Origin of the sequence: Pontixanthobacter aestiaquae, from assembly GCF_009827455.1 — a bacterium.
Lineage (GTDB): Bacteria > Pseudomonadota > Alphaproteobacteria > Sphingomonadales > Sphingomonadaceae > Pontixanthobacter > Pontixanthobacter aestiaquae.
In genome coordinates this window covers 2,537,835-2,564,286 of record NZ_WTYZ01000001.1, presented here as the reverse complement: position 1 = coordinate 2,564,286, position 26,452 = coordinate 2,537,835, and the positions used below count along the sequence as shown (strand labels likewise).

Here is a 26,452-nt window from a genome sequence, read left to right as displayed (position 1 = left end):
GAGGCGGCCCCTTTTTCATTGCGCGCAATACGGAAATATGGTGCTTTAAGTCCCAGGACTAACGGGGGAAGGGACTAATCATGGAATATATGTTGATGCCGTACAGAAAACTGTACCGGCTGATTGAAGGGCGTTCGGGACGCAGAGAGTTCTGGATGTTTGTATTGCTCAACGCGATTATTATCATTGCCCTGATCGCGCTGATGTTTCTGTTCGCGGGTGGTATGTCTTCATTGGACCCGACCAGCGCGATGATGGGTCCGCTAATGGGGGCCGGTTTTGGCTTCGCGATGTTGATTTTCATTCCGGCCTATATCTGGCTGATATTGACCGGCGTTGCCTCTGTCGCAGTATCGATCCGACGCTTGCACGATATGAACCTGACGGGGTGGATTTACGTCGGCTATATTGTCCTGTCGTTCGTACCGATCCTGAACTTTCTGGTATTCATCGCCTATCTCGTGGTGATGGCTTTGCCGGGAACCAAAGGACCCAACAAATATGGCGAAGATCCGCTTGATCCTGTAAGCGCATCTACCTTTGAGTAATAGGCATCCGGGCGCAGCTTAAAGCGCCCGCAGCGCCTGCGCCGGTTTCGCTTTCAGCAATGGCAGCGAGCCGGCCAGCGCGAAGACCAGCACAAATACCAAACCGCCGCCCAGAACGGCGAGCACTTCGAGCCAGTCGGGCAGCCAGTCGAACTCGAACAGCTGGGTGATCACCAGCCATGCCAGCCCGCTGCCCAGACCAAGCGCGACAACGGCGAGAATGATCGCCAATATCCCGTATTCGGCGAGCTGCATGACCAGCACTTGCCGCCTGCTCGCACCGAGCACGCGCATGACGACCGTGTCATAGGTGCGCGCGGCGCGTGCCGCGGCGATGGCGCCGATCAGCACGGCCAGACCGGCAAGAACGGCAACGGACGCTGCCGCAAATGTCGCCAGGCCGACTTGGCTGAGGATTACCCGCGCCTCGGCCAAGACCTGCCCGATTTCGATGACCGAGCTGGACGGAAATTCCTTGACCAATTGCCGCAGTAAAGGCCCGGTTGGCGCGCCTTCGGGCAATTCGATGGTGGCGGCGATATTATGCGGCGCATCGGCCAGCGCATTGGAGGAGAATACAAGGACGTAGTTGAAGCCCATATTCTCCCAGTCGATCTGGCGGAAATTGGCCACGCGGGCGGTCTTTTCGACACCCAAGACGCCGACGGTCAAAAGGTCACCGATCTGCAAATCGATGGCGGCCGCAAATTCCTGATCGACCGAGACCAGCGGTTCTCCAGCGTAGTCCGCCGACCACCAGTCGCCTTCGGTCAGCGAATTGCCGATGGGCAGCTCGTCTGAATAGGTCAGCCCGCGCTCTCCGCGCAGGGGCCATGCGCCATCGGGAATTTCTTCCAGATCCGACACGCGGATCATGTTGCCGGGTGCGCCATAGGCAAGGATGGCGCCGCGCAGGGCAGGGACCGTGCGGATGGCCGCATCCGGTTGATCGGCCTGAACCAGAGTCTCGAACTCACCTACGCGGTCGCGCGGAATATCGAGCACGAAGTAGTCAGGCGCCTGTTCGGGCACGCGCCGGTCGATATTGCCGTCGATGCTGCTTTGGATCGCCGCGAGCAGAACAAAGGCGCTGAGACCGAAACCCAGCGCCGTTACCAGCGCGCTGGTCGATGATCCGGGGCGGTGGAGATTGGCCATCGCATTGCGGATCAGCGGATTGGCGGGGCGGGGCAGTTTCTCCGACAGCTTGCGGATGCCGATGCCGAGTAAGGCCAGCAAGCCCAGCACAATTATGGCACCGAGCAGGAAGCCGCCTGACAGAAGCGGTTGTCGCGCGGTCAACAGCGCCAACGCAATGATCCCGGCCATGCCGCCAATGACCCATGTTAGTGCGCGTCCATCTCGCGAGAGCGGCACCACGCGGGCACGCATCAGGGCCATGGCGGGGAAGCGCCGGGCGCGCAGGATCGGTGTCGCGGCGAATACGAGTGCGACCAGCAGGCCATATGCGGCGGCGATGAGAAGCGCAGCTGGTTCGAACACAAAGCCGGTATCGACCGGAAGCAAGCCGTCTAGCGCAGCCGCGAGAAGCGGTGTCACCAGAACACCCGCGATCAGCCCGAGCAAGCTGCCGATCAGCGCAGCAGCGCCAATCTGCAGCGCGTATATGCGCGCAATATCCCGGCTTGATGCGCCGAGCACTTTGAGCGTGGCTATGCTCGCACGGCGGGCTTCCAGATAGGACGATACACCGCCGCCGATACCGATGCCGGCAATGACGAGTGCAGCCAATCCGACCAGTGTCAAAAATTCGCCCATACGCGATACAAAGCGGTCTGCCCCGGGGGATGCACGGTCGCGTGTGCGAAAGTCGAAGCCTGCGTTAGGGAATTGCTCTTCAAGCTCTTCCTGAACATCTTCAGGAGAGCGGTTACTTTCAAACGCCACACGGTATTTGCTTTGATACATCGCACCGGGCGCGAGCAATCCTGCCGCGGCGGGCGTATCTTCGGAGACAAGAATTGTCGGGCCAAGCTGGAACCCTTCGCTCAGCCGGTCGGGTTCATTGCCGATAATGCCCTTGGCGGTCAGTTCGACCTGGCCAACGCGGAATGTGTCGCCGACCGAAATGCCCAGTCGGTCAATCGCGCCTTGCCCAAGCCAAGCTTCGCCCGGTGTCGGTGCAGATGCTTCGCTGCCATCGGCCAGAGTCAGCGTGCCGTAGAGCGGCCATTTCGTATCGACAGCCTTGAGCTCGATCGGCGCTGCATTCTCACCCGCAGAAGCCATGGCCTGCAGGCGCGTTCCGCCCGAAATTTCGCCCAATTCTTCCAGTGCGGCTTTCTCTTCATCCAGCAGATCACGCTGCCAAACCTCGACTTCCAGATCACCGCCCAGCAATTCCTGCCCGCGGCCTTCCAGTTCGCTTTCGATTGCGCCGGTTAGTGTGCCGATAGCTGCCAGAGCGCCGGTGCCCAGAAACAGGCATACCAAAAGCAGCCGCAGTCCTTTGAAGCGCGCATTCAGATCGCGCTTGGCAATACGCCATGCGGTGCCCCAGGAAATCGTATCGCTCACGCGGCTTTGGTGCCCGGCTTGGTTTTGGGCTTACTGTCCTTGGCGATCAAACCGTCGCCGATCGTCACAATGCGGTCGCAGCGTTCGGCGAGTTCAACATCGTGCGTAATAACGACCAGCGTCGCGCCGGTCTCTTCGCGGCGTTGGAACAGCAATTCGATAATGTCATGGCCAGTTGCGATGTCGAGGTTGCCGGTCGGCTCGTCGGCAAAGATCAGTTCCGGTCCCGGGGCAATCGCACGGGCGATAGCCACACGTTGTTGTTCCCCGCCCGAAAGCTGTGTTGGGTAATGGTCGAGCCGGTGGCCTAGGCCAACCGCTTCCAGTTCCGCCTTGGCTTTGCTTGCGGCATCCGGATCGCCCGCCAATTCCATCGGTGTCGCGACGTTCTCCAGCGCGGTCATGGTGGGCAGCAGGTGGAATGCCTGCAACACGATACCGATATGGCCGCGCCGTGCTTTCGCTAGCCCGTCCTCATCCATCGTGGTGAAATCCTGCCCGGCAACGGTGAGATCGCCGCCAGAGGCACGTTCAAGGCCGGACAGCACAGCCATAAGCGAGCTTTTGCCCGAACCGGAGGGGCCGAGCAGCGCCAGCACCTCGCCAGTTGCCACATCGAGATCGATCCCGCGTAGGACTTCGACCGGATTTTTGTCCGGATCATAAGTCAGCGTGAGATTTCGGGCGGAAATAGAGTTTTGACTTGCCACTGAAGTCCAATCGCATAGGAAAAGGGTACGAGCAAGGAGGCTCACCGATGCAACTACGCCGTTTGTCGATTGTTCCAGTATTATTGTCCGCGCTGCTTCTGGCTGCCTGTGGCAGCGAGGCACCTGCGCCCAAGAGCGAGACAGAGGCTTCACGTGATACCGCGACCGAGCAGCCTGTAATGGGGCCGGAGCGGCGCATTCTGGCGTTCGGTAACAGCCTGTTCGCGGGCTATAATGTCGCGTCGGAAGACAGTTACCCCGCCAAGCTCGAAGCATCCCTGCGTGCGAAGGGGATCAATGCCCGCGTGACCAATGCCGGCGTATCGGGCGACACCACTGCCGCGGGTCTGCAGCGCCTGACTTTTACGCTGGACGGGCAGCAGGACAAGCCCGACCTGTTTATCCTTGAGCTGGGCGGCAATGATCTACTGCGCGGTCTTCCGGTTACCGAAACCCGCAAAAATATCGAAGCGATGCTGCAAGAGCTGCAGAAGCGCGAGATCCCCGTCCTGCTGATGGGCATGCGCGCACCGCCCAATTTTGCCGAGTTTCAGAATGAATTCGACAGTATTTATCCGCAACTGGCGCAGCAATATGGTGCTGAACTGGTCCCGTTCTTCCTCGAATCCATCTATCAAAAGCCGGAAATGATCCAGAGTGATAGGGTGCACCCCACCGAGGAAGGGATCGAAACGCTGGTCGGTGCAACCGTGGAAGCGGTGGTGCGGGCGTTGCCTGAGGAATAATTCCGGCAGTTAAGGGGTGCTGGGCGGGTCCTATTCTACAGTTTGCCGCATGGTTCGCTCGGATCGTCCGGATATTGCGTATTCCGTTCATAAGGCAGCAAGGCTGGCGGGAACACGCAGCGCCTTTGCCGCATTTTGTGTGAAGCGAGGTGAAGGGGGTTCTGACAGCCGCTTACGCCAAAAATCGTACGGTCCGATGATCAAGCCCGCTGCATATGCGTTCGGCTCTGAATGAATATTAGGAGAAAAAGTGTGAAACCCCTAACCAGTATTTCCAGAATTCCTGTTAGTTTTGCTGTGCTTGCAGCGGCTCTACCTGTGGGCGTATCGGCTCAGCAGCTTGAGCCCGCTGCCTATGACCAAGACATTGTTGTATTGGGTGAGCGCATGTTGCCCGACGAGACTGCGCCCCAGGGGCCCGAAGTCAAAGGCATCATTTCGGCGCGCAATGGCGACAGGGTGCAAGTCACCAGCGCCGATGGCGCGCAGACGATGCTGACCATAACTGAAAACACGGTTATCGAGGCAAGCGGCGGATTTCTGGGTCTCGACCGCGATACATTGAGCGCGAATTCGCTACTCAATGGCCTGCCCGTCACGGTTGAGACCGTTGAATGGAACGGCGGCCTTTTTGCCAGCGAGATCAAGGCAAAGAACAAGGATCTCAGAACTGCGAACATGATCCGCAACGGTACTGACCAGCGCTTCGGCGAGCAAGGTGCCGCAATTACGAAAAATGCCGCCGCGACCGAGGCCCTGCGCGGCCGGTTCGGCGATATCGATCAGTATAACCTCAAAGGCACGACCAACGTCTATTTCGATACAGGCAAATACAATCTGTCGGCTCAAGCCAGAAACGAGCTGTGCAGTGCAGCATCGCAAGCGGGTGCGATGGACAATGCTCTGCTGCTGGTCGTCGGCTACACCGACTCCACCGGCAGCTACGAGACCAATCAGGAACTGAGCGAGAAGCGCGCGGGCCGGGTTGTGAACTATCTACAGCAGCAATGCGGCTGGAAACCGTACCGGATGCTGACCCCCACCGGGATGGCGGAAGCCGATCCGGCAGCCAGCAACGATACAGCGGCCGGTAAAGCGCAGAACCGCCGCGTGGCAGTGAACATTCTCGTCAGCAAAAGCGTTGACGGCATCTAAGCCCAACAACGGTTGAATAAGAGTGAGGGGCGGGCAGCGATGTCCGCCCCATTTTTGCGCGGGCCTAGACCCGTTGCAGCTTACCATTTTCAACCCGCCACACCGCAGCTTCCTCGCGAATTGCCTCAAACGGCGCTAGTTCTGTTCCGGTAAGCCACACTTGCGCGCCGCTATCGCGCAGGCGTTCGAACAGGGCCCCGCGGCGGATCGGGTCTAAGTGAGCCGCGACTTCATCGAGCAGCAGCAAATTGGGGCGTCCCCGTGCCGCGAGATTTGCGTGGGCGAGGATTATCGCAATCAACATCGCCTTCTGTTCGCCGGTAGAGCAGCTGGCTGCGGAAACATTCTTGCCTTCCATCGCGACTTCCAACTCGTCGCGGTGGGGGCCGATGAGTGTACGCGAGGCAGCGCGGTCCTTGCGGCGGTTATCGCGCAGTGCCGCCGCCAGATCGCTTTGCATGATGGGACCACCAGCGGCGTAAGACAGCGCGGGGCGCGCGAAGGGTTCCGAGGGGAGCGTAGCCAGCTCCTCCATAATGCGCGAAATCAGGCCCGCGCGGCCCGATGCCAGCGCACAGCCATGCTCCGCCAATTGTGCTTCCACGCCGTCGAGCCATGCGGCCTCTGGCTGGCGATCGTCGCTCAGCAGCCGGTTGCGTTCGCGCAGGGCGGCTTCATACCGTGTCGCGTGGCGCGCGTGGAGTGGATCGACCGCAAGCGCCATCCGGTCCACAAAGCGCCGCCTTGCGCCAGCGCTATCGGTGAACAGCCGGTCCATCGCCGGGGTCAGCCAGCCTATCGCGAGCCATTCGCCCAGACTTACCGCGCTGGTCTCGCTGCCATTGACGCGAACCAGTCTGCGGCCCGGTTGCGCAGCCTTGGTATAGCTACCGAGCCGAACCGGCTCCTGATCTGGATCTGCGGTTAGCGATGCGCCAATGGCCAATCCGCCATCACCGTCACTGCCTGCCATCTCGGCCAGCGCAGCGCGCCGAAGCCCGCGCCCGGGCGCAAACAGCGAAATTGCTTCCAGTACATTGGTCTTGCCCGCGCCATTGTCGCCCACCAGCAGGTTGAACCGCCGCGTGTCATCAAGCCGTGTCTCGGCATGATTCCGGAAGTGGGAGAGAGTGATCTGGTCGAGAGCCATGCGTGAATTCGCACTAGCCAGAGACATGATCACGCGCCACTCCAAACCGCAAATCTAACAGTTGGTGAAAAATCCCAATATTCAGCAAGTGTTAATATTCAAGAACTGGGCAAGATGCTTAAGAATGGCTGTATTCTGCGGTTTTTCAAAACTGGCACGGTCTCTGCAGAGTGGTTGGCATCGGCGGAATGATCCTCCGGAACAATTTTAGAGGGAACATAATGATGACTACTTTTGACCAAATTTCGAACCGCGTTTTCGCAAGCTTCACTGCAGTCGCTATCTCGGCTCTGTTTATGGCTACTGCCATTATCCCGGCAACGCCAACTGGCCTGATCGCTTAACCAAGCAGACAGCAAATCATCAACAAGAGGGAATTCACATGTTAAATCTTAGCGAACTCGGTAGCCGCGTAGTCGCCGCCGTATCATCCGTCACTCTGTCGGTCTGCGTATTCGCTTACGCAATCGTCCCGGCAGAACAAGCTGTCATCTTTTCTGGAGCAATCGCATGAGCAATTTGGAACGTAAACCTGCTGGCGGCTCGCCCCAAAGCGGCGGAAGCAACGGCTTTAGCCTGGACAAGCGCAATGCCAAATTGTGGGGCGTATGCTCTGGCATCGCAAACTACTTCAATTGGGACCCAATGTTGGTCCGCATCGGCTTTGTCGCTGGCACATTGATCGGTTTCGGCTCGCTGCTTCTCGTTTACGCAGCAATCGCCCTTATCGCAGACTGACGGTCTCCCGAAAGGGAGCCGTCATCCCAGCGAAAGCTGGGTTCTATTTCAAAAAACGTCCGGCTGGGATGCCTGAGATCCCAGCCTCCACCGGGATGACGACAATGTCGTCACATGGCGGAAATGCCGCCATCCAGTTTCAGCTCGGCCCCGGTCATAAAGCGGCTCTCGTCACTGGCGAGATAGAGCACCGCGTTGGCAATATCGTTCGGCTCACCGACCATTTTCAGCGGCACCTGACGCGCCAGCTTCTCCAACAACAGCCCTTTTTCGATTCCGGCATGTTTGGCCGTTCCATCCAGAATCGGGGTATCGACAAATGTCGGATGGATCGAATTGCACCGGATCCCCATATTCTTTTTCGCGCAGTGCAAAGCAATAGACTTGCTGAGCATCCAGACCGACGCTTTTGAGGCGTTATAGGCAGGCATTGTGTCGCTCGCGATCAGGCCCGCGATTGAACTGATATTGATAATCGACCCGGGTGCATGTTCGCGCATCAGTGGTAATGCCGCCTGACACCCGTGGAAGATTGAATCGACATTGACCGCGAAGCACCGTTTCCAGTCTTCGAACGTGCAATCTTCGATATTTCCGGCGACACCAATACCCGCATTGTTCACCAGCACATTGAGCCCGCCCAGATTGTCGCGCGCCATTTCTACCGCAGCATTCCAGTGCGACACGTTGGTCACGTCATGCTCGATCGAATAGGCTGTTCCCGCGCCGAATTGCTCGTTGATAATCTGCGCAGTGTTGGCAGCGCCGTTGCTGTTGATATCGGTGCACAGCACGCGCGCGCCTTCTTTGGCGAGCAGCAGCGAATGCGCTGCGCCAAGGCCCTGCGCCGCGCCTGTCACCAATGCCAATTTGCCCTTTACGCGGTCTACCATGGGTCAGTCTTCCTTCAGAAAATCCTCAGCCAGCAATATTGCGAGCCGCACGTCGACTGCATGCCCGCCCTTGCGCCAATCCGCAACGAATTGTCTCAGCTCGGTCAGTTTGACGCGGTGGACGATGATGTCTTCGCTGTCGGTGCCGCCGCCTTCGCCGACTTTGGTCAGACCGTGCGCGCGCAGCAGCGTGAAACTCTCGCTGACCATGCCGGGGCTGGAGTAATACTCGCCGAGATTTTCAAAGCTTTCGGCAACATAGCCGGTCTCTTCTTCCAGTTCGCGCGCGGCGGCGACTTCGGGTGCTTCGCCTTCTGCGCCGTCATCATCACCGATTAGGCCGGCGGGGATTTCAAGACTGCGCTTGCCCAGCGGGATCCGGTATTGCTCGACCAGCAGCACATGGCCGTCCGCAATGGCAAGGATAGCGGCGGCGCGGATATTGCGCGCCCGGCCAACATATTCCCAGCGGCCGCGGACCTTGGCAGTGATGAATTTGCCCTGCCAGACAATCTCTTCAGGCAGGTTTGCGTCGGGGTCTGAAACACTCATGCAGAGTGCTTAGACTTCAATCAGCCGGTCCGGCAATTCGTTTTGATCATCTTCAGCGCGGGGGAAGTGCTCGGACAGAACTTTGCCGACATCGCGCACCCCGGCGGCCATGCCTTCGGCGATCCTGCCTTGTTTGATCTCGACGAGCATATCGGCCATCGCCTCGCCCCAGACTTCTGCATCGACCAGTTCGGCGATCGGTTCATCCGCGACGATTTCAGCGCGATGTTCGCGCATCGACAGGTAGATCATAATGCCCGTACGACCATGCGTGCGGCGCTCGGCACCGACTTTGAAGTGCGCCACTGCGCGGTCGTGAACCCGCAAGGTCTTGACCTTTCCTGGGATAAGCGCAAATTTGACGGTATCGGATAGCTGGATCAACCATAGGATCAGGAACCAGAATATCGCTGCGCCCGCGGCCATCGCAAAGACTTCACGCGCAGACCAGTCGGTGTTCCAGCCATTGTGGAAGCCAGCATAGGTATCGAGCAGCAAATCGGGGAACGTCACGCAGAACGTCAGCGCCAGGAATGCCGCGAGGCTGCACCAGACGAGCGCGATATCGGTGTAGCCGTCCGACCGTTCGGCCAGCACGGTTACGATTTCGCCGGATGTTGTGAGCTCCGCTTCCGCAACCGCATTGGTGACAATCGCATGGGACTGGGCATCGAGATAGGGTTTTCTGGACATTGCTATCTCCTACCAGCCACCAGAGGCGCCGCCGCCTCCAAAGCTGCCGCCACCGCCAGAGAAACCGCCACCGCCGAAGCCGCCTCCACCGCCTCCACCGCCGCCGCCCCAGCCGCCGCCGGAACGTCCACCGCCAGCTGCACCGCGCAGGACCGCGCTGCCGACTTCCCAAAGGATAATATCGCCAACGCCGCTGCCGGTCAGAGTACCATTGCGGCGTCCGCGGTATTTCTTGCCCCGCGCACCGCGCAGCATGGGCAGGATGATAAAGAAGAAGAACGCGCCTAGAAAAATCATCGTGGGGATGTCGAAACTGGCCTGTGCGTCGCTGCTACGCTTGGGCTGCTGAGCCGCTTGCGCTGCAATCGCGCGCGCTTCTTCCTCGGGCAGAGTCAATTGCTCGATGATAGTGTCAGCGGCGATATTGATCCCGCCCACATAATCGCCGTCACGAAAGAATGGCAGCATCTGCCGCTGCACGATCAGAGTTGTGAGACCGTCGGTCAGGATCGGTTCCAGCCCATAACCCACTTCGATGCGGGTCTTGCGGTCATTCGGTGCGACAATCAGCAACACGCCGTCATTGCGCTCGGCATCGCCAATGCCCCACGCACGCCCCAGTTGATACCCGTAATCAGCGACATCATACCCTTGCAAATCCGGGATCGTTGCGATCACAAATTGCCGCTGTGACTGCGTCTCGATTGCCTCAAGGCGCGCATTGAGCGCAGCCTCTTCCGCGTCGGGAATGATATCAGCCGCATCGACAACGCGGCCGGTCAGCTCGGGAAATTCCTGGGCAGCCACGGGAAAGGCAAGCATCGCGGCAAACACGGCCAGCAGTGCAAACAATTTATGCCGCAATTTTTGTCTCCGCTTCCATACGTAAATCTGCGCCTATCTTGTCAACGCCAACTTCAATGCCGCGAACATACGCGCCGTCTTTGAAATGGACGAGCATCTCATCCACGATTTGCCCTGACCGCTCGAAGGTCAGAATGTCCTCAAGCCCATATCCAACCTCGATGCGGGTTTTCCGGTCATTTGGTGCAAGCAGCAATATCACGCCATCATTGCGATCCTTGTCACCGATTCCCCAGCCACGGCCAAGAGCAAGCCCATAATCAGCGATGCTGTACCCATCGAGTGTCGGTATGGTGACAACAACAAGCTGTGCCCTTGTTTCAGCTTGGATAACCTCCAGTTGCTGAACCAATTCGGCTTCTTTGTCGGGCGGTATAACATTCGCCGCATCAACGACCCGACCGGTTAGCTTCAGCGGGGCGACAATCTCTTTGGCAGGCTCGGGATGCAATCCCAGCAGATCATTCGAACTGTCGCACCCGCCAAGCAATACCGGGGCGAGAATGACTGCAACGGCAGACCTAAAGCGCACGGTCAGTATACCCTGCCCGATCAGCTCCCGCTGTCGCGCCCCAGATCCAAGTCCTCAGCAACTTCTGCACCTTCGGACACCGCAGTATAAGGCACCATCGGTTCTGCCCCGTGAATGATATTCGCGCCGATTGTGTCGGGGAAGGTGCGGATAGTGGTGTTATAGACGCGCACGGCCTCGTTATAATCCTTGATCGCGATGCGGATCTTGTTCTCGATACCCTCAGCCTGTCCTTGCAGCATCACGAAATTGTCGTTCGATTTCAGCTCGGGATAGCGCTCCACATTGACCAGCAGCCGGCCTAGACCGCTGCCCAGACTGTTTTGTGCAGATTGGAAAGCCTCCATTTTCGCAGGATCGTTCAGATCATCCGCCGAAATTTGCACACTGGTGGCCTTTGCCCGCGCTTCGATCACATCGGTCAAAATGCCGCCTTCACGATCCGACGCGCTGGTCGCGATTTCGCCAAGATTGCTGAGCAGATTGGCGCGGGCCTGAAATGCGGCCTCGACATCGGCCCATTTGGCTTTCGCGGTTTCTTCAGCCGCTGGCACGGAATTGATACCGCATGCGGCGAGCGTCAATGAAGCAAGCGCTGCAATAGTGAAACGACCGAAATTGCGTAAATTCATGGTTGTAGTCTCCGCATTGTGCGCGCGGATTGATCGCGCACTGTCTGTTTTATTTAGATAGCACACCGACGATGACTTTCAAGGAACGCCTTTGGTATTACCCCGTTGCAATTTCACGAAACAGGGAGCGGCTGCATGACGGTATTCGACGAGTTCAAAAAGTTTATTTCGCGTGGGAACGTGCTGCAATTGGCAGTGGGTGTTGTGATCGGCGCGGCCTTCGGCAAAATCACTACGGCTCTCACCGAAAGCGTGTTGATGCCGTTTATCGGATGGCTGTTCGGTGCGGTCGATTTTACCAACTGGTTTATCCGGCTGGGCAGCATTCCTGAAGGGTATGCGGGATCGACAACGAATTACGCTGAGTTGAAGCAAGCAGGTGTGGCCATGATCGGATATGGCGATTTGCTGACGCAAATCGTCAACTTCCTGATCCTGGCCTTCGCGCTGTTTTTGCTGATCAAGGGCGTAAACAAAGTGCTCGATGCGATTGAAGAGGACAAAAAGGCGATGGAAAACAGTTCCGACAGCGACAAGGTGCCGACCGACCCGCAATTGGATGTGCTGCGCGATATCCGCCTTGAACTGCGCGGTTTGCGAGAGGCGCAGGCGAAATAGCCGCGCTTGGCACCGCAACCGGATGCTGGCAAAGGGCCTGTGGGACTGACAATAAGGGAAAAATCCATGCTCGCAGAATTCAAGGACTTCATTGCCAAAGGCAACGTGATGGAACTGGCCGTCGCGGTTATCATTGCCGGTGCTTTCGCCGTTATCGTATCCTCTATGACCGCTGACGTGATTATGCCGATTGTCGGGATGATCTTCGGCGATGTCGATTTCAGCAGCAAGTACACTGTGCTCAGCGGCGCAGAGCTGGTCACTGAAGGCATGAGCTTGGAAGCAGCGCGCGAAGCGGGTGCCAATGTCCTCGCATGGGGCGCATTCGTGACCTCGATCATCAACTTCGTGATCTTGGCCTTCATCATCTTCCTGCTGGTTCGTTACGCGAACAAAGCGAAAGCGAAATTTGAAAAGCCCGCCGAGGAAGAAGCACCTGCGGGTCCGACCGAGATCGAACTGCTTACCGAGATTCGGGATTCTCTGAAGAAGTAGGACGCCCCAAAATTCTTGTCATTGCGAGCAGCGTAGTGACGCTGCAATCCAGATATGCGCTTTGGTGCTCTGGATTGCTTCGCTGCGCTCGCAATGACGGACATTGCGTTAGTCACTTTATATTCACGCAATGCGCGCTATATAGGGTGTGCTGGTTTCGGCCAGATATGGCGATAAATTGCGATGTGCAATAGATACAACGGACCCGGGGGCAGTACCCGGCGGCTCCACCAAAATCCCCGTTCTGCGGGGTTCCTGATGGGGCCGAACTAGGATCGACGTGTGTTGAAAAGCATTGTTTTTGCCCGGGTTGAGAAACCCCGTAAAAGGCTCATTTTTATAAGTGCAAACGATAACGAAGCACTCGCTCTCGCAGCGTAATCTGACGGCCTAACGGCCTGATCTTACAAAGCTAAAGCGCGGTTGGACCCACCGGGCAACAGAAGCGGATTCCGGGGGCCCGGGGGAGGGCCTAGCAACAGAACCTCCCTCATTCCCCTCTTGAGAGAACCAAGCTGTCGAAGCGCGCCGCGTTCAACTCCCGTACAACGAGAACGCAGGGTTGCTGGCAATAGAAGCCCCCATCTTCATTTGATTGTCATCCCAGCCTTCGCTGTATGTTTAGTTTTCAGGCTTGGCCGAGCCCGCCTCGCGGGCCTCACGCGCTTCCCGCTCATACGCCAGCGCGTCGAATATCTTCGCGCCTGCGAGGAACACCGCACCCGTCGTCGCCAAAAACATCAGCTGTCCGAACCGTCCGGGATAGTCGGTGATGTATTGCGCCCCGCGTGCGGTGCAGCCCAATGCCAGCGCATAGATGATGATATAGGCTTCCCACTTTGTCTTGATGACAAACAGTCTGCCTATTTTCTTCAACATGCGCTCATCCCTGCGATTATCGTATCCGCGTTAACTTTTGAGGTCGCAAATTCCGTGCCAATGGCAGGTCTGAGCGGGTATCAGTGGTTAACAGGGTTGCAAGTGTAACGAATGCCGACAATTCGTCCAGAGCGTTAACTTAGTTCTGAAAGTCCCAATGCTTCCAAAAGCTTATGCCGTGCCGCAATGACACGTTTTGCCAGAGCTTCATCACCGACCTGATCGGTGTCGATGGTTTCGGGCCAATATTCGCTGATGACATTGCCGATGGTCTGTGCCCTGGCGTCGTCCAGAAGGAAGCGCGGATCGACCGTTGCGGGATCGGCTACGACGCGCAGGCGCAGGCATGCAGGGCCGCCGCCATTGGCCATGCTTTGCCGCACATCGACAAAGCGGATTGCGCGGATCGGCTGGTTGCCGCCGATGGCGTCCTCGGCCCAGCGCTGAACCGCATCGGTTTTGGCTTCGAGGGGAGAAATCAGCTCCATCCCGCCATCGGGCAGAGTAAGCAGCTGCGAGTTAAACAGATAGGTTTTGATCGCTTCCGCAAGGCTGACCGCTTCGGCGGATACTTCGACCACTTCCAATTCGGGGAATTTCGCCCGGATCGCGTCATAGGCGCCTTGCTGGTCGGCGAAGGCTTCGCTGTGCGTGAATAACACCCGCTCATTGGCGACGGCGACCACATCATTATGGAACGCGCCCGCTGCAATGGCTTCGGGGTTCTGTTCGATGAAGACGGCACGGTCTTCGTTCAGCCCATGGAGGCGCGCAACGGCGCGGCTTGCTTGCTCGTGCTGGCGAGCGGGGAATTTGCCGCCGGTTTTGCCGTAAACAAACGCCTCAACCCCCGGTGCGCCATGACCCGTACAAAAACGCATATGATTGGCCGCACCTTCGTCGCCAAAGGTGGCGGGAATGGCGTCATGATGCGCGAAATGATCGGCATTGCTGAACGCAATTTTGAGTTGCGCAGCGGTATCCTGCCATTCCTGCCCGCGGTGCGGCATCGTCACAAGGTTGGCTGGTGTGAGATGGCATTTGCCATCTGCGGTATCGGCAGCGGGGCTGACAGTCGCGGCATTCGCCGTCCACATCGAACTGGCCGACCATGCAGCGGCGATCAGCGCGCGATCAGTGGTTTCATCTGCTCCTATGGCCGAAAGAAATGCACCGTTTGGGCGGGGCAGCGGGAGCAAAAAGCCTTGAGCCAGACCCAAGGCCCGGTTGGCCTGCATCTTTTCCAAGCCCTGCAATGCAGCGGCGCGCGGATAGGATGTGCTACCCGCGCTTTTCGTAGCGGCGAGATTGCCAAGGCTCAGCCCGGCATAATTGTGCGATGGACCGACCAGGCCATCAAAATTGATTTCTTGAATCAAGTTCAGTCCTTTTCTCGTCATTGCGAGCGACCGGAGGTCGCGCGGCAATCCATGGTTTAACTGATCGGCAAGCGGGCGGGCCATGGATCGCCGCGTCGCTGCGCTCCTCGCGATGACGGAATAAGAGCTATTTCGCGACGCTCCAAACTGTATCTCCGGCCTTAACGCCAAGCGTTTTAGCGCAGGCCGCATCAATAGCGATGGCGCTATCATCGCCCAATTTGCGCAGTCCATAGGTTGAGCGGAATGTCGTCAGATTGCCGGTCGCGACAAGAGCCTTCTCGCCATCCTCGAGATCGGTTGCTGACACTTCCGCCTTCACCGATCCAGCAATGCTATTAACGTTATCTGTGCGTGCAGTCATCGTCGGGCCGCCATCGAAGATATCGACATATCCCTCTGCGGCGAAGCCTTCATTTTCCAGCATCCGCATGGCCGCGCGTCCTGTCGGGTGCGGCATGCCAATGACTTTGCGGGCTTCGTCGGACAGCATTTCGACATAGATCGGATGTTTGGGCATCAGATCGGCGATAAATTGGTTGCCGTTGATCGAATTGAAATAATCGGCATCCTGAAAGCTCATTCCGAAGAAACGCCCGGCGACATTGTCCCAGAAAGGCGATCCGCCGCGATCATCGATTATACCGCGCAGTTCGGCCAATATTTTCTCGGCAAAACGCGCGCGGTGCATGGCGATAAACAGGTATCGGCTGCGCGCAAGCAGCAGACCGAGCCCTCCGGCACGTTCATTGGGGTGCAAAAACAGCCCTCCCACTTCGCTCGCCCCTTCAAGATCGGTGACAAGGCTGAGCATTTCAGCGCGCACTGTCCGGTCCAGCTCTTTCGAATATTGGGTCAGCGTGTTGAGCCGGTAGGAATAGAACGGCCATTGCTGCCCCACCTGCGTGAACAGCTGGCACGTGCCGCGCACATCGCCGGTCTCCGCATTCTCCAGTACGAGAACGAACTGGTCATCGCCAAGCGTGTCATCATCGCGGCCAAAGGCATCGGCGGCGCGCTGCAATTTTTTGCCTAATGCATCGCGATCAGGGGGCAGATTGGTAAATCCGCCGCCGGTCAGCTTGGCCATTTCATATAGGGGTTCGAGGTCGTCAGAATGCGCGGCGCGCAGGCGGAAACTCAAAGCTCTTCTCCCGAAGCAAGACGGTGGATCACGAGCGCGGACAGGGCCGCACGTTCGCGCAAAGAGGAAACGAACATAAATTCATCGGGCGAGTGAATAGCACCGCCGCGAACGCCCATCGTATCGACCACGGGAACGCCGCAATCGGCGATATTGTTGCCGTCACAGACCCCGCCGGTCGATTGCCAATTGATGGTTTGACCGAGCGAAGCACCGCATGTCCGGACTAGGTCGAACAGGCGCTGCGCCTTGCGGTCAACCGGCTTTGGTGGGCGCGAAATGCCGCCATGTTGGTGGATGCTGACTTCATGTGCTTGTTGGGTGTCACCGATCAACGTTGCGAGCGCTGCTTCAAAGGCCGCCGCCGCATCCGGGCTCTTGGGCCGGATATTGAAGCGCAGCACCGCGTGATCGGGTACCACATTATTGGCCGCGCCGCCTTCGATCTTGGCAGGGTTGATCGGGCATTCGCCGGTCTGCAATTCTTTCAAACCCAGAACGATCGCTGCAGCTGCGACAATCGCATTGCGTCCGTCTTGCGGATTGCGGCCCGCATGGGCGGATTTTCCAGTGATGGACAGCGAGTAATTGCCGCTGCCGCCGCGCGCATGGGCCAGCGTGCCATCGGGCAGGGCGGAGGGTTCGTATGTGAGCGCCGCATATTTGCCCTGCGCCATTTGTTCGATCAGCGGGGCGGAGGCCAGCGAACCGGTTTCCTCGTCCGAATTGATTAGTATATCATAGCCGATTTTCTCAGCCGCGTCGCTCTGCTCGAACGTTTTGAGCGCGTGGAGGAATACCGCAATCCCGCCTTTCATATCTGCGAGGCCGGGGCCGTTCAGCGTGTCATCGTCGAGCCATGTCTGATTCTGAAAGCTGTGATCCTTGGGGAAGACGGTATCCATATGGCCGGTAAACAGCAGACGGCGCTCCGCATCGGGCCGGATCCGCGCGATCATATGCTGACCGTGTGGTTTTTCGAACTCGGTCCCGTCAGCGGCGATGGCGGATACTGGCGCGGGATCGACCAGTTCGACTTCGCCCGGCAGCGCGCTGAAGGCATCAGCCAGCTTTCCAGCCATTTTGGCCAAGCCGTCAAGGTTCGCGGTGCCGGTGTTGATCGCGCTCCACGCCCGTGCATCGGCGAGCATTGCGTCCTGATCGATGGGGGCGATAAGCGCTTCGGATTGGGCATCAAGCTGTTTCATCTGAAACCGCTCTAGCTTGGCGCGAAGCGGCTTCCAACCCCAAGCTATTCTGACTTCGTTATCTTTCTTCGTCATTCCCGCGAAAGCGGGAACCCACAGCCAAGTCGAACACTGTTCCAGTCTGGATCCCCGCTTTTGCGGGGATGACGACTTGGAGTGTTGCAATTCCCAACCCAACCCGCCATATCGCGCTCGTCCTCCCCAGACCAATTTGATTGAACTATGCGCGCGGCCCAATGCTGTGCGCGCACATCTGTGAGGAAATATGAGCGACACCGCGATCCGTGCCGGACTGACCATCGACCGCAAGCTGGCTACCTTTCTTGAGACCGAAGTCCTGACCCCGCTTGGCCGCGATGGGGAAGCGTTCTGGAACGGCTTCGCCGATCTCCTCGCGACTTTCGTACCGCGCAACCGCCAATTGCTGGCCAAACGCGAGTTGCTTCAGAAAGAGATCGACTCATGGCACCGCCAGCGGCGTGGCCAGCATTTTAATCACGCTGAGTATCATGGCTTTCTTGAAAGCATCGGTTACCTTGTCCCCGAACCGGGCGACTTCACCATCGGCACGCAGAATGTCGATCCTGAGATCGCGACAATGGCCGGGCCGCAATTGGTGGTACCGATCCTCAATGCGCGGTTCCTGCTGAACGCCGCCAATGCGCGCTGGGGCAGTCTGTATGACGGATTTTACGGAACCGATGCGCTGGAGGATGCGCCTAGAGCGGAGCAAGCCGGATATTGTCCCGTACGCGGCGCTGCGGTGATTGCGGCGGGCCGCAAATTTCTGGATGAGGCCTTGCCACTGGTCGATCAAAGCTGGGCTGATCTCGCGGACGAGAAAGACGGGAAGCTGATCGACGAGAATCAGTATGTTGGCGAGACCGAGAAGGGGCTGTTGTTCAAGAACAACGGCTTACATATCGAAGTTCAATTTAATCGCCAGAGCCCGATCGGGTCGACAGACAAAGCTGGTATCTCGGACATTATTCTCGAAAGCGCGCTCACTACGATTGCCGATTGTGAGGACTCTGTTGCGGCGGTGGATGCCGAGGATAAGCTGCTTGCCTACACCAACTGGCTTGGCGTGATCCGTGGTGATCTGGAGGAAAGTTTTCAGAAAGGCGGTAAAACACTGACGCGTAAGCTGGCCGGAAACAAAGACTACACCGCGCCGGATGGAAGCGCGCATAGCCTACCGGGCCGCAGCCTGATGTTTGTCCGCAATGTCGGGCATTTAATGACCAATCCTGCGATCATTCTGCCTGATGGCAGTGAAATCCCCGAAGGCATTATGGACGCGGTATTTACCAGCGCGATAAGCACATTCGATGTCGAGGGGAAAGCCAAATACGGCAACTCCAAACACGCCAGCATCTATATCGTGAAGCCTAAAATGCATGGGCCGGAAGAATGCGCCTTCACCAATAATCTGTTCAATGCCGTCGAGGATTTGCTCGGCCTGAAACGCCATACGATCAAGGTCGGCGTAATGGATGAGGAACGCCGGACCAGCGCCAACCTTGGCGCGTGCATCCATGCGGTGAAGGACCGGATCGTATTTATCAACACTGGCTTCCTCGACCGGACTGGCGATGAAATTCACACGTCGATGCAAGCTGGCCCGATGGTCCGCAAAGGCGCGATGAAGAACAGCGATTGGCTCAAGGCTTATGAGGCGCGCAACGTCGGGATAGGTCTGAAGCACGGCCTTTCCGGCAAGGCCCAGATCGGCAAAGGCATGTGGGCCGCGCCCGATCTGATGGCCCAGATGATGCGCGAGAAGATCGGGCATCTGGACGCGGGTGCCAACACCGCTTGGGTTCCGTCGCCGACCGCTGCGACGCTCCACGCGCTGCATTACCACCACAAGGATGTGTTCGAGGTTCAGAAGAGCCTTGGTGATGTGCCGGGCCTTGAGCTGCTACTTTCGATTCCACTCTCCGATGGCGTGAATTGGTCCGAAGATGAGATACGCGAGGAACTCGATAACAATGCGCAGGGCTTGCTCGGCTATGTCGTCCGCTGGATCGACGCGGGTGTCGGCTGCTCCAAAGTGCCCGACATCAACGATGTCGGCTTGATGGAAGACCGCGCGACACTGCGCATCTCATCGCAGCATATGGCCAATTGGCTGCTCCATGGCGTGTGTACGCAGGATCAGGTGATGGACAGCCTGAAGCGCATGGCGGTGAAAGTCGATGCGCAGAATGCTAGCGACCCGACATATGAACCGATGACGGACAATTGGGACGGGGTTGCCTTTAAGGCCGCTTGCGATCTGGTGTTCGAAGGGGCGTCGCAACCCAGCGGGTATACCGAGCCTCTGCTGCACCAATGGCGATTGGTGAAGAAGGCTGGGTGAGCAGCCGCGCGCGGCCGACTTGAACGTTTTCGTCGAATAGCGCACAATCCAAAGCATATCGAGCAAGGAGAGGTGGCTGGATATGATGGTACAAACTCAAATGGCGAAGCCGGTCGTGGCGGATGATCTGAGACTAAAAGATCTCGGCGATGCGCTCGCCGCCGGTTGGGCCGATTTTCGCGAGCATCCGGTTTTCGGACTGTTTTTTGCGGCGATTTATGTTGGCGTCGGGCTAGGGCTCTATTTCGGCGTGAACAGCTTGGGCGAAGTAGCCTGGCTGATCCCGATTATTGCCGGATTTCCGATCGTCGCGCCGTTCATTGCCGTCGGTTTGTACGAAGTGAGCCGCCGCCGCGAGAGGCACCTCCCGATGGAATGGAAACCCATTCTTGGCGCACTCAATGGCCGCGGCGATGAACAGATCATTCTGATGGGCGGCCTGGTGTTCGTCGCATTTAGTTTCTGGGTCATCATCGCCCATGCGATCTCGTTGATATTCCTACCCAATGCCGGAATGGGTGCCGATATTGTTACCACATTGCTGAGTCCCGCCGGGTTGGCCATGCTTGGCATGGGCGGGGTCACGGGCGGCCTTTTGGCGTGGGGATTGTTTTCCGTCACCGTCGTCAGCCTGCCCATGCTGATTGACCGCGACGTGGACTGCATCACTGCGATTATCGCGAGCATCAGCATGGTCAGATCGAACCTGTTCGTGATGCTTGTATGGGGCGCATTGGTAGTGATTGTGTTGGTGATCGCCATGCTGCCCGCATTGATAGGGCTGTTCATTGCGCTTCCGGTGCTTGGCCATGCAACATGGCATCTCTATCGCCGCGCCGTCCATATGCCGTGAACTACGGCTCAGCCGGATAGTTCGCGAGCGATTGAAACGAATTCACCAACGCTCAGCGTTTCTGCCCGGCGCTTTTCGTCGATTGCGAGCTTTGCCAACGCATCCAATGCGCCCGGTACGCCTTTCAAACTCTGGCGGAGCATCTTACGGCGTTGGCCAAAGGCTGCTCCTGTAACTTGCTCCACAACTTTTGCTGAAACGCCTTTTGGCATATCGCCCGGCTCGACATGCACAATCGCGCTCATCACTTTTGGAGGCGGGGTGAAAGCGCTGCGGTGGACTTTCATTGCCAGCTTGGCAGTGCTGCGCCATTGGGCGAGGACTGCGAGGCGCCCGAAAGCACCGCCGCCCGGCTGTGCGACTATACGCTTAGCAACTTCCTGCTGGAACATGAGCGTGAGCGAGTGCCATTGCGGCGGCCAGTTCTCACCGCTCAGCCAGTTCACAAACAGGGCGGTGCCGACATTGTAGGGCAGGTTTGCAACGACGTGGAAAGGCTCGTCCATCAACTCAGCATGATCGAGCTTCATCGCATCGCCACGTATCACGGTGAGTTGACCGGGGAACGCTTCCCCTAGTTCCGCAAGCGCGGGCAGACAGCGCTCGTCCATCTCGATTGCCGTGACGCGTGCTCCGGCTCTCAATAATGCGCGGGTCAGGCCTCCGGGGCCTGGGCCGATCTCGAGCACTGCCTGGCCATCGAGATCGCCAGGAATGGCAGCGATCCGGCCGAGCAATTGCTCGTCAAACAGAAAGTTCTGACCAAGCGCTTTGGACGCGCTGAGGCCGTGGCGTGCGATCACTTCGCGTAAGGGGGGAAGGTCAGGCATCAGCACGGCGAGCAGCACATTCGCTTGCCATTTTGATCGCTGCGATCATTGCGCCGGGATCGGCAATATCTTTACCGGCGATATCGAACGCGGTTCCATGATCGGGTGAGGTGCGGATGATCGGCAAACCCAGCGTGACATTGACGCCTTGATCGAAATCCAGCGCTTTGACAGGAATGAGCGCCTGATCATGATACATGCACAGGGCAGCATCATAGCCCTCTCGGGCGCGCGGCGAGAACACAGCATCGGCAGGGTGCGGACCGGTTACATCCAGCCCTTCGTCGCGCAGCGCCTCAATCGCTGGTGCAATAATCTCGCGCTCTTCACTGCCGAATTTCCCGTCCTCACTGGCATGCGGATTGAGGCCGGTAATCGCTATGCGCGGGTTCGCGATTCCGAAGTCGCGGCGCAATGCGGCGGCGGTGATACGCGCCTTATGCTGGATCAGTTCGGTTGTGAGCAAGGCAGCCACATCCGCCAATGCTACATGAACGGTCAAGGGAACCGCTCTCAGGCTCGGGCCGGCAAGCATCATGACTGCGTCATCGGCATTCAGGCCGCATACGTCGGCGAGAAATTCTGTCTGCCCGGGATATTCGAAACCCACTCTGGCGAGCTGTGCTTTGGCCACAGGCGCCGTAACGACTGCCGATGCTGTGCCGAGCAGCGCGTGACGCGTTGCGTCTGCCAGCGAATGGAGGGCCAGCGCTGCACCCTCATCGTCAGGCTGCCCCGGGCGGTAGTCGGATGTCTCTTCGCTTAGAACCGGCAAATGATCGCCGAACACCGCCGTTGCTTCTGCTGGATCGCCAATGATCGCTGTCGCCTGTGTCCCGAGAATTTCGTCGAGCACCGAAGCTCCGCCGACCACGAAGAACGGCGTTTGGTGCTCGAGTAAATCGCGCCTGTCTTGCCAGATGCGGGCAATAAGCTCCGGCCCGATACCCGCAGGATCGCCCAGCGAGACGGCCAGCGGGAGCGGGTTAGCGCTCAATTGTACTCAATATAGGCATCGTTGCGCAGATCGCGCAGGTAACGCTGCGCGCGCTTTTCAATTCGCTCTTCTTCTTTCTCGCGCATGACCGTTTCGAAGTCAGCTCCGCTGACTTGCTCGGGGTCATCGCGGCCACAGAGCATCAGTACACGCACACCATCCTGCGCAGAACCAAATGGGGCCGTTATCTGACCGATTTGCATACTGAGCAATGCACCCTGCATCTGCTCAGGCAGCGCCCGCGCGCGAATGTCGCTTGCGACGACCTCTGCGTCAATGGTTGCTGCAACTGCTTCTGCGTCGCCGCAACCGCGCATTGATTGGAGTGTGTTGGTAAAAGTCGCTACGCGTGCATCGACAGTTGCCTGATCAACGTCCGCTGGAAAACCAATAGATATTTGCTTCAAATTGAGCATTGCATCGCGCGGATCAGCCATCCCGATCTGACGCTTGTCAATCAAAAGCATGATCATCAAACCGCCAGGAATTTCGAATGGACCAACCAGCTGGCCAGGCTGCATCTGACGTGCTGCTTCGGCCATCGCTGCTGGTAGGGTATTGAGGCGTACAAAGCCGAGATCACCGCCGCGTGCAGCGCTGGACGATTCGGAGAATTGCCGTGCATAGGCGACGAAGCTGCCACCTTGCTCAAGCTGCTGCACAATCTGCTGGGCATTCTGCAAAGCTGCCTGCTGCGTTTCCGGGGTCGCACTGAGATAGATTTCGCCAATGCGGTATTCTTCAGTGCCTTTTTCAGCCTCCCGCCGAGCCAGTTCCTCGCGCACTTCTTCCTCGGAAATATTGACGAATGGCGCGACATTACGGCGGATCACGTTGTTCCAGGCAATTTCGCCGCGTATCTGGCGTTTGAGCGAAGCGGGTGAAGACCCGATACCCAGCAGATAGGTGTCCATTTTGCCGGGGTCTGTGCCGAAATTCTGTGCCGCGACCTGAGCATAGCGCTGGTTTACTTCCGCGTCGGTCACCGGAACTTCCTGAGCGGTTGCTTCCTGGATTTGCAGCGTTTCATCAATCAGATTGCGGAAAACCTGCATCCGCACACGCTTCAGCTCTTCGGGTGGTAATTCGCCCTGGGAAGCTGCTACAAGCAGTGCAACACGGTGGTCCAGATCGGTTCCGGTAATGATCGAACCGTTTACCACAGCCGACGCCGAACGGTTGTTCGGATCATTCTGCTGAAGAATTGAGATGTTGTCCGGAATGCTGATGCCCCCGGTCAATCCGGCGCCTGCATCTGCAGCCGTTTGCGCTTGAAGAGCAATCGGGCTGATTGCCATCGCGGCTGTCGCTACTGCGCCAAAAACTTTGGGAAAATTCTTATAAATCACATGTATAATCCGTTTACGGCGCGGTTATTTGCGCCTTGGGTTCTATCGGTTGGACCACAATCTGGCTTAACCAAACATGAGTGACCTAAGGTATTGCTGCGCCGGATAGCCGGTTTGCGGCGCGTTGCCAATGACATGGCGCACGATATCAGGTGACGCGCTTGCCAACTTAGAATCCGAGATTTCGCAGCGAGAAATAGAACTGGAATGTGTTACCGCGCTGGGCATCGCCCGAGGACACATAATCGCGCCGCCAAGTTAAGCCCATTTCGAGACAGTCGTCCTGATAGGCGACACCGAGCCGGGTACGCACAGGCTCGAAACCGTCCGAGGTCAATGTCGGATCCTCGTCAAAATTGGTCAGGTTGATAACACCGGAGCCGAAAAGGGACCAATATTTCGCAAACGCGACGCGTGTTGCGACGCGTAGCTCTTCACGGTCCTGCAAATCTTCGATCCCCGCCGCGATATCGCGGTTGAGGCGTAGATAGCCGATTTCGGCATAAGTACGCTTGGTGCCCACAGTCGCGTCAAATTCGTTCCGGCGGACGGCGAAATTGTCTTTGTCCAATCGGTAGCGGTGCGTGAGTTGAAGGAAGTTGCGATAGCGGACTTCGGTCCGCCCAACGAAGTCGGACACGCGCTCGCTCAAGCCAGTCCCATCGACCAGTATGTCCTGATCTTTGTCCAGGCGGTAAGATTGCCCGAAGGTTGCCTTGGCGCGCCAGCCGGGGCGCTGTAATTCCCAATCGAAGCCATACGTGACGCGGACCCCGTCCTCGACCCTGTCATATCCGGGGAAACGATTGAGCGCGAAGAGGTTGGAATCCTCAAGATCAATCGCGCGGGCGTCTTCATTGGGAACAGCGAGATTGCGGATTGGCGGGCTGGCGACGATCTGGACTCGCGGTGTGAATACCTGTGTTCCGCCGAGGGCTTCGCCCACGAAAGGCCACTGCATATCGATTGCGCCCAGCGCGATACCGCGTGTCTGCCAACCCGGATTGCCGCGATAAACAGCGGTCTCGGTCAGATTATTGTTGTCGCTATGATAGACATCACCGCGCACCAAGCCGGTGAGTGTTACAACCTGGCCGAGATTGGTCAGCTTGCGCAAATCCCAGCGCGCACCGGCGAAAGCGCGCTGGGTATTTTGACCTTCATTGCGGGTTATCGCGAGCGTGTTGGCCTGAAGCTCAAGCGTCCCGCCGAGCCCGGTCGGGTCAGTAAATCTCTTACGATAATCGAGCACAGGAAGGGCAAATGGCACTTGGCCTTGCTCTGCATTCACCCGCAGCGTTTGCGTCGCCCATCCGGCGAGAGAGAAATAGGATGTGTCCGAAATCCGCTCTACGTTAACGGTCGAGCGCAGACGGTCCTCGCGGCTGATATCATACCGGCGCAGGAAAGTGCGGTCGGTCGCAAGCCGGACCGATCCGGTGACGCTCCATTTGGGCGTGAACTGGAATTTGCCGTTGGCAAAAACATAACCGCGCAGATCATTCTGTGCGGTGGGCGCATCGCCAAGAATACCGATCCGGCGACTGCTGGTTGCATAACCAGTGATCTGGTACGCGCCCTTGTCGGTCAGATGCCGCCATTGTGCAGACACCATCGGCGGGGCTTCGGAAAAGACATAGGCTTCCGCCGTCAGATCCTTATTGTCGGCCAGCCGCCAGTAATATCCCGCTTGAACCTCGACACCGTTGGATTCCGACACACGCAGATTGGGCACCGTGACGCCCGAAACGGCGGCTCCGTCTGCACGGATGGCAAGGCCGGGTAGGGGCAGCAGGCGTGCGCCGAAGAGTTCCAGATAGGCACCTTTGAAGCGGATCTGGCTGTCTTTTGGCGAATAGGTGACGCGGTCTGCGGTGATCCGCCAACTCGGGTCTTTATTGCAATTCTCCGGATCGACGACGGCGCAAGCGCTATAGGCTGCATCGGTCAGGATAATCGACCCATCGTCCTGCCGCGCACCGCCGCGCGCTGCCAATCGCCCGCCTTCGCGCAGAGCGAGAAGCAATTCTTCCATTGCGCCTGCTTCGAATTTGTCGGTCAGCTCGATCCGGCTGGTGTAAAGCTGGTTGCCTTCTTCATCGACGAAGCGAACATCGCCCGATGCAACGATTTGGCCCGTCCTGCGATTCCACGTGACTTGTTGCGCGCGAACCGACTGGTCCTCGCTACGCAGAATGACGTTGCCCGAAGCCGTAACGATATCATTCTCTGAATCATACGCCAGCTCATTGGCTTCAAAATCGATCTCTCGTCCGGCGGCTGTCGGATTTGACGGCGCGCCGATGGGTGTTTCGGACTTGTCTGCGGGTTCGACGACATCCGGCGCCATTGCAGCCTCATCTTGAGCATAAGCTGTGCTTGCTGTGCCTAGTGACAATGCAGCGGCGATGCCCGCCAGCTTACCTGTCGGAACGATTCCTCGTGTAAAGAGCTGATGTAGCGGCGAGTCAGGCAGCGGAGGCATGGCTTGCCTATCGCACCGCCCGCGCGTAATCGCAATTCCAATCCTTGGTGCCATCGTGCATCAGCCACAATCAGGCGCTAAATGCGTAGCAGAACAGAG

The 26,452-nt window shown here is 58.0% G+C and carries 27 protein-coding genes and 1 other RNA gene; 11 read left to right on the top strand and 17 right to left on the bottom strand.

Going from position 1 to position 26,452, the window contains the following annotated elements; all coding sequences use genetic code 11:
* The first annotated feature begins 95 nt into the window (after positions 1-95).
* Positions 96-548 (top strand): DUF805 domain-containing protein, encoded by a 453-nt coding sequence (locus tag GRI35_RS12250; RefSeq protein ID WP_235900214.1) that lies wholly within the window; start codon positions 96-98, stop codon positions 546-548.
* An 18-nt stretch (positions 549-566) separates the two neighbouring features.
* Here GRI35_RS12250 and GRI35_RS12245 read toward each other — a convergent pair whose 3' ends face one another.
* Both GRI35_RS12245 and GRI35_RS12240 read right to left on the bottom strand, forming a co-directional pair.
* The gene (locus GRI35_RS12245; RefSeq protein ID WP_160614414.1) at positions 567-3,086 is read right to left on the bottom strand and encodes an ABC transporter permease; all 2,520 of its coding nucleotides are present in this window, start codon (positions 3,084-3,086) and stop codon (positions 567-569) included.
* Positions 3,083-3,796, bottom strand: a complete 714-nt coding sequence (locus GRI35_RS12240; protein WP_290258201.1) for an ABC transporter ATP-binding protein — start codon at positions 3,794-3,796, stop codon at positions 3,083-3,085. Before GRI35_RS12240 ends, GRI35_RS12245 begins: the two co-directional genes overlap by 4 nt.
* Positions 3,797-3,843: 47 nt before the next feature.
* On the opposite strand from GRI35_RS12240, the gene GRI35_RS12235 reads away from it, so the two are divergent.
* On the top strand, positions 3,844-4,542 hold the full coding sequence (locus tag GRI35_RS12235; RefSeq protein WP_202390559.1) for an arylesterase: 699 nt from the start codon (positions 3,844-3,846) through the stop codon (positions 4,540-4,542).
* A gap of 231 nt (positions 4,543-4,773) precedes the next feature.
* Positions 4,774-5,697 carry an OmpA family protein gene (locus GRI35_RS12230; RefSeq protein ID WP_160614412.1) on the top strand — a complete coding sequence of 308 codons (924 nt, stop codon included), beginning with the start codon at positions 4,774-4,776 and terminating at the stop codon, positions 5,695-5,697.
* 64 nt (positions 5,698-5,761) lie between these two features.
* Here GRI35_RS12230 and recF read toward each other — a convergent pair whose 3' ends face one another.
* The gene (gene recF / locus GRI35_RS12225) at positions 5,762-6,847 is read right to left on the bottom strand and encodes a DNA replication/repair protein RecF (RefSeq protein ID WP_160614905.1); all 1,086 of its coding nucleotides are present in this window, start codon (positions 6,845-6,847) and stop codon (positions 5,762-5,764) included.
* Positions 6,848-7,068: 221 nt separating this feature from the next.
* Between recF and GRI35_RS13745 the strand changes: the two genes are divergently transcribed.
* From GRI35_RS13745 to GRI35_RS12220, 3 genes are read left to right on the top strand one after another with little or no spacing between them, the layout of a single operon-like run.
* The gene (locus GRI35_RS13745; RefSeq protein ID WP_235900213.1) at positions 7,069-7,191 is read left to right on the top strand and encodes a recombination protein F; all 123 of its coding nucleotides are present in this window, start codon (positions 7,069-7,071) and stop codon (positions 7,189-7,191) included.
* A 38-nt stretch (positions 7,192-7,229) separates the two neighbouring features.
* Positions 7,230-7,361, top strand: a complete 132-nt coding sequence (locus tag GRI35_RS13950; RefSeq protein WP_268894026.1) for a hypothetical protein — start codon at positions 7,230-7,232, stop codon at positions 7,359-7,361.
* Positions 7,358-7,585: a PspC domain-containing protein gene (locus GRI35_RS12220; protein WP_160614411.1), complete on the top strand. Its 228-nt coding sequence runs from the start codon at positions 7,358-7,360 to the stop codon at positions 7,583-7,585. Before GRI35_RS13950 ends, GRI35_RS12220 begins: the two co-directional genes overlap by 4 nt.
* A 110-nt stretch (positions 7,586-7,695) precedes the next feature.
* On the opposite strand, the gene GRI35_RS12215 is transcribed toward GRI35_RS12220, so the two are convergent.
* The 6 genes from GRI35_RS12215 to GRI35_RS12190 are packed head-to-tail and all read right to left on the bottom strand — an operon-like array spanning position 7,696 to position 11,751.
* On the bottom strand, positions 7,696-8,478 hold the full coding sequence (locus GRI35_RS12215) for an SDR family oxidoreductase (RefSeq protein WP_160614410.1): 783 nt from the start codon (positions 8,476-8,478) through the stop codon (positions 7,696-7,698).
* Between the two features lie 3 nt (positions 8,479-8,481).
* Positions 8,482-9,030, bottom strand: coding sequence for an NUDIX hydrolase (locus tag GRI35_RS12210; RefSeq protein WP_160614409.1), 549 nt, complete (start codon positions 9,028-9,030; stop codon positions 8,482-8,484).
* 9 nt (positions 9,031-9,039) lie between these two features.
* On the bottom strand, positions 9,040-9,723 hold the full coding sequence (locus GRI35_RS12205) for a TPM domain-containing protein (RefSeq protein WP_160614408.1): 684 nt from the start codon (positions 9,721-9,723) through the stop codon (positions 9,040-9,042).
* Positions 9,724-9,732: 9 nt separating this feature from the next.
* Entirely contained in the window at positions 9,733-10,545 is an 813-nt protein-coding gene (locus GRI35_RS12200; protein WP_160614904.1) for a TPM domain-containing protein, read from the bottom strand.
* A 31-nt stretch (positions 10,546-10,576) separates the two neighbouring features.
* Positions 10,577-11,119 carry a TPM domain-containing protein gene (locus tag GRI35_RS12195; protein WP_290258213.1) on the bottom strand — a complete coding sequence of 181 codons (543 nt, stop codon included), beginning with the start codon at positions 11,117-11,119 and terminating at the stop codon, positions 10,577-10,579.
* 20 nt (positions 11,120-11,139) lie between these two features.
* Positions 11,140-11,751, bottom strand: coding sequence for a LemA family protein (locus GRI35_RS12190; RefSeq protein ID WP_160614407.1), 612 nt, complete (start codon positions 11,749-11,751; stop codon positions 11,140-11,142).
* Positions 11,752-11,886: 135 nt separating this feature from the next.
* On the opposite strand from GRI35_RS12190, the gene mscL (GRI35_RS12185) reads away from it, so the two are divergent.
* The 3 genes from mscL (GRI35_RS12185) (at position 11,887) to ssrA (ending at position 13,318) form a co-directional block, all read left to right on the top strand.
* Entirely contained in the window at positions 11,887-12,369 is a 483-nt protein-coding gene (gene mscL / locus GRI35_RS12185; RefSeq protein WP_160614406.1) for a large conductance mechanosensitive channel protein MscL, read from the top strand.
* Positions 12,370-12,435: 66 nt separating this feature from the next.
* Positions 12,436-12,864, top strand: coding sequence for a large conductance mechanosensitive channel protein MscL (gene mscL / locus GRI35_RS12180; RefSeq protein WP_160614405.1), 429 nt, complete (start codon positions 12,436-12,438; stop codon positions 12,862-12,864).
* A 112-nt stretch (positions 12,865-12,976) separates the two neighbouring features.
* Positions 12,977-13,318, top strand: a transfer-messenger RNA (tmRNA) gene (gene ssrA, locus GRI35_RS12175).
* 167 nt (positions 13,319-13,485) lie between these two features.
* Here ssrA and GRI35_RS12170 read toward each other — a convergent pair.
* The 4 genes from GRI35_RS12170 to GRI35_RS12155 all read right to left on the bottom strand — a co-directional run bounded on the left by GRI35_RS12170 (position 13,486) and on the right by GRI35_RS12155 (position 17,474).
* Positions 13,486-13,743: a hypothetical protein gene (locus GRI35_RS12170; RefSeq protein WP_160614404.1), complete on the bottom strand. Its 258-nt coding sequence runs from the start codon at positions 13,741-13,743 to the stop codon at positions 13,486-13,488.
* A gap of 134 nt (positions 13,744-13,877) precedes the next feature.
* The gene (locus tag GRI35_RS12165; RefSeq protein ID WP_160614403.1) at positions 13,878-15,143 is read right to left on the bottom strand and encodes an N-succinylarginine dihydrolase; all 1,266 of its coding nucleotides are present in this window, start codon (positions 15,141-15,143) and stop codon (positions 13,878-13,880) included.
* 106 nt (positions 15,144-15,249) lie between these two features.
* Positions 15,250-16,266 (bottom strand): arginine N-succinyltransferase, encoded by a 1,017-nt coding sequence (locus GRI35_RS12160; protein WP_160614402.1) that lies wholly within the window; start codon positions 16,264-16,266, stop codon positions 15,250-15,252.
* Complete coding sequence (locus GRI35_RS12155) at positions 16,263-17,474, bottom strand: hydrolase (RefSeq protein WP_160614902.1); 1,212 nt, start codon at positions 17,472-17,474, stop codon at positions 16,263-16,265. The genes GRI35_RS12160 and GRI35_RS12155 overlap by 4 nt, the downstream gene beginning before the upstream one ends.
* A gap of 265 nt (positions 17,475-17,739) precedes the next feature.
* Here GRI35_RS12155 and GRI35_RS12150 point away from each other — a divergent pair, with 265 nt between their 5' ends.
* Both GRI35_RS12150 and GRI35_RS12145 read left to right on the top strand, forming a co-directional pair.
* On the top strand, positions 17,740-19,839 hold the full coding sequence (locus GRI35_RS12150) for a malate synthase G (RefSeq protein WP_160614401.1): 2,100 nt from the start codon (positions 17,740-17,742) through the stop codon (positions 19,837-19,839).
* Positions 19,840-19,921: 82 nt separating this feature from the next.
* A complete protein-coding gene (locus GRI35_RS12145) occupies positions 19,922-20,692 on the top strand; it encodes a DUF2189 domain-containing protein (RefSeq protein ID WP_235900212.1) in 771 nt (256 codons plus the stop codon).
* Positions 20,693-20,700: 8 nt separating this feature from the next.
* On the opposite strand, the gene rsmA is transcribed toward GRI35_RS12145, so the two are convergent.
* The 4 genes from rsmA to GRI35_RS12125 form a co-directional block, all read right to left on the bottom strand.
* The gene (rsmA, locus tag GRI35_RS12140) at positions 20,701-21,522 is read right to left on the bottom strand and encodes a 16S rRNA (adenine(1518)-N(6)/adenine(1519)-N(6))-dimethyltransferase RsmA (protein WP_160614400.1); all 822 of its coding nucleotides are present in this window, start codon (positions 21,520-21,522) and stop codon (positions 20,701-20,703) included.
* Entirely contained in the window at positions 21,515-22,519 is a 1,005-nt protein-coding gene (gene pdxA / locus GRI35_RS12135; RefSeq protein WP_160614399.1) for a 4-hydroxythreonine-4-phosphate dehydrogenase PdxA, read from the bottom strand. Before pdxA ends, rsmA begins: the two co-directional genes overlap by 8 nt.
* Positions 22,516-23,868: a peptidylprolyl isomerase gene (locus GRI35_RS12130; protein ID WP_290258220.1), complete on the bottom strand. Its 1,353-nt coding sequence runs from the start codon at positions 23,866-23,868 to the stop codon at positions 22,516-22,518. The genes pdxA and GRI35_RS12130 overlap by 4 nt, the downstream gene beginning before the upstream one ends.
* 169 nt (positions 23,869-24,037) lie before the next feature.
* Entirely contained in the window at positions 24,038-26,353 is a 2,316-nt protein-coding gene (locus tag GRI35_RS12125) for an LPS-assembly protein LptD (RefSeq protein ID WP_160614398.1), read from the bottom strand.
* Positions 26,354-26,452: the final 99 nt, after the last annotated feature.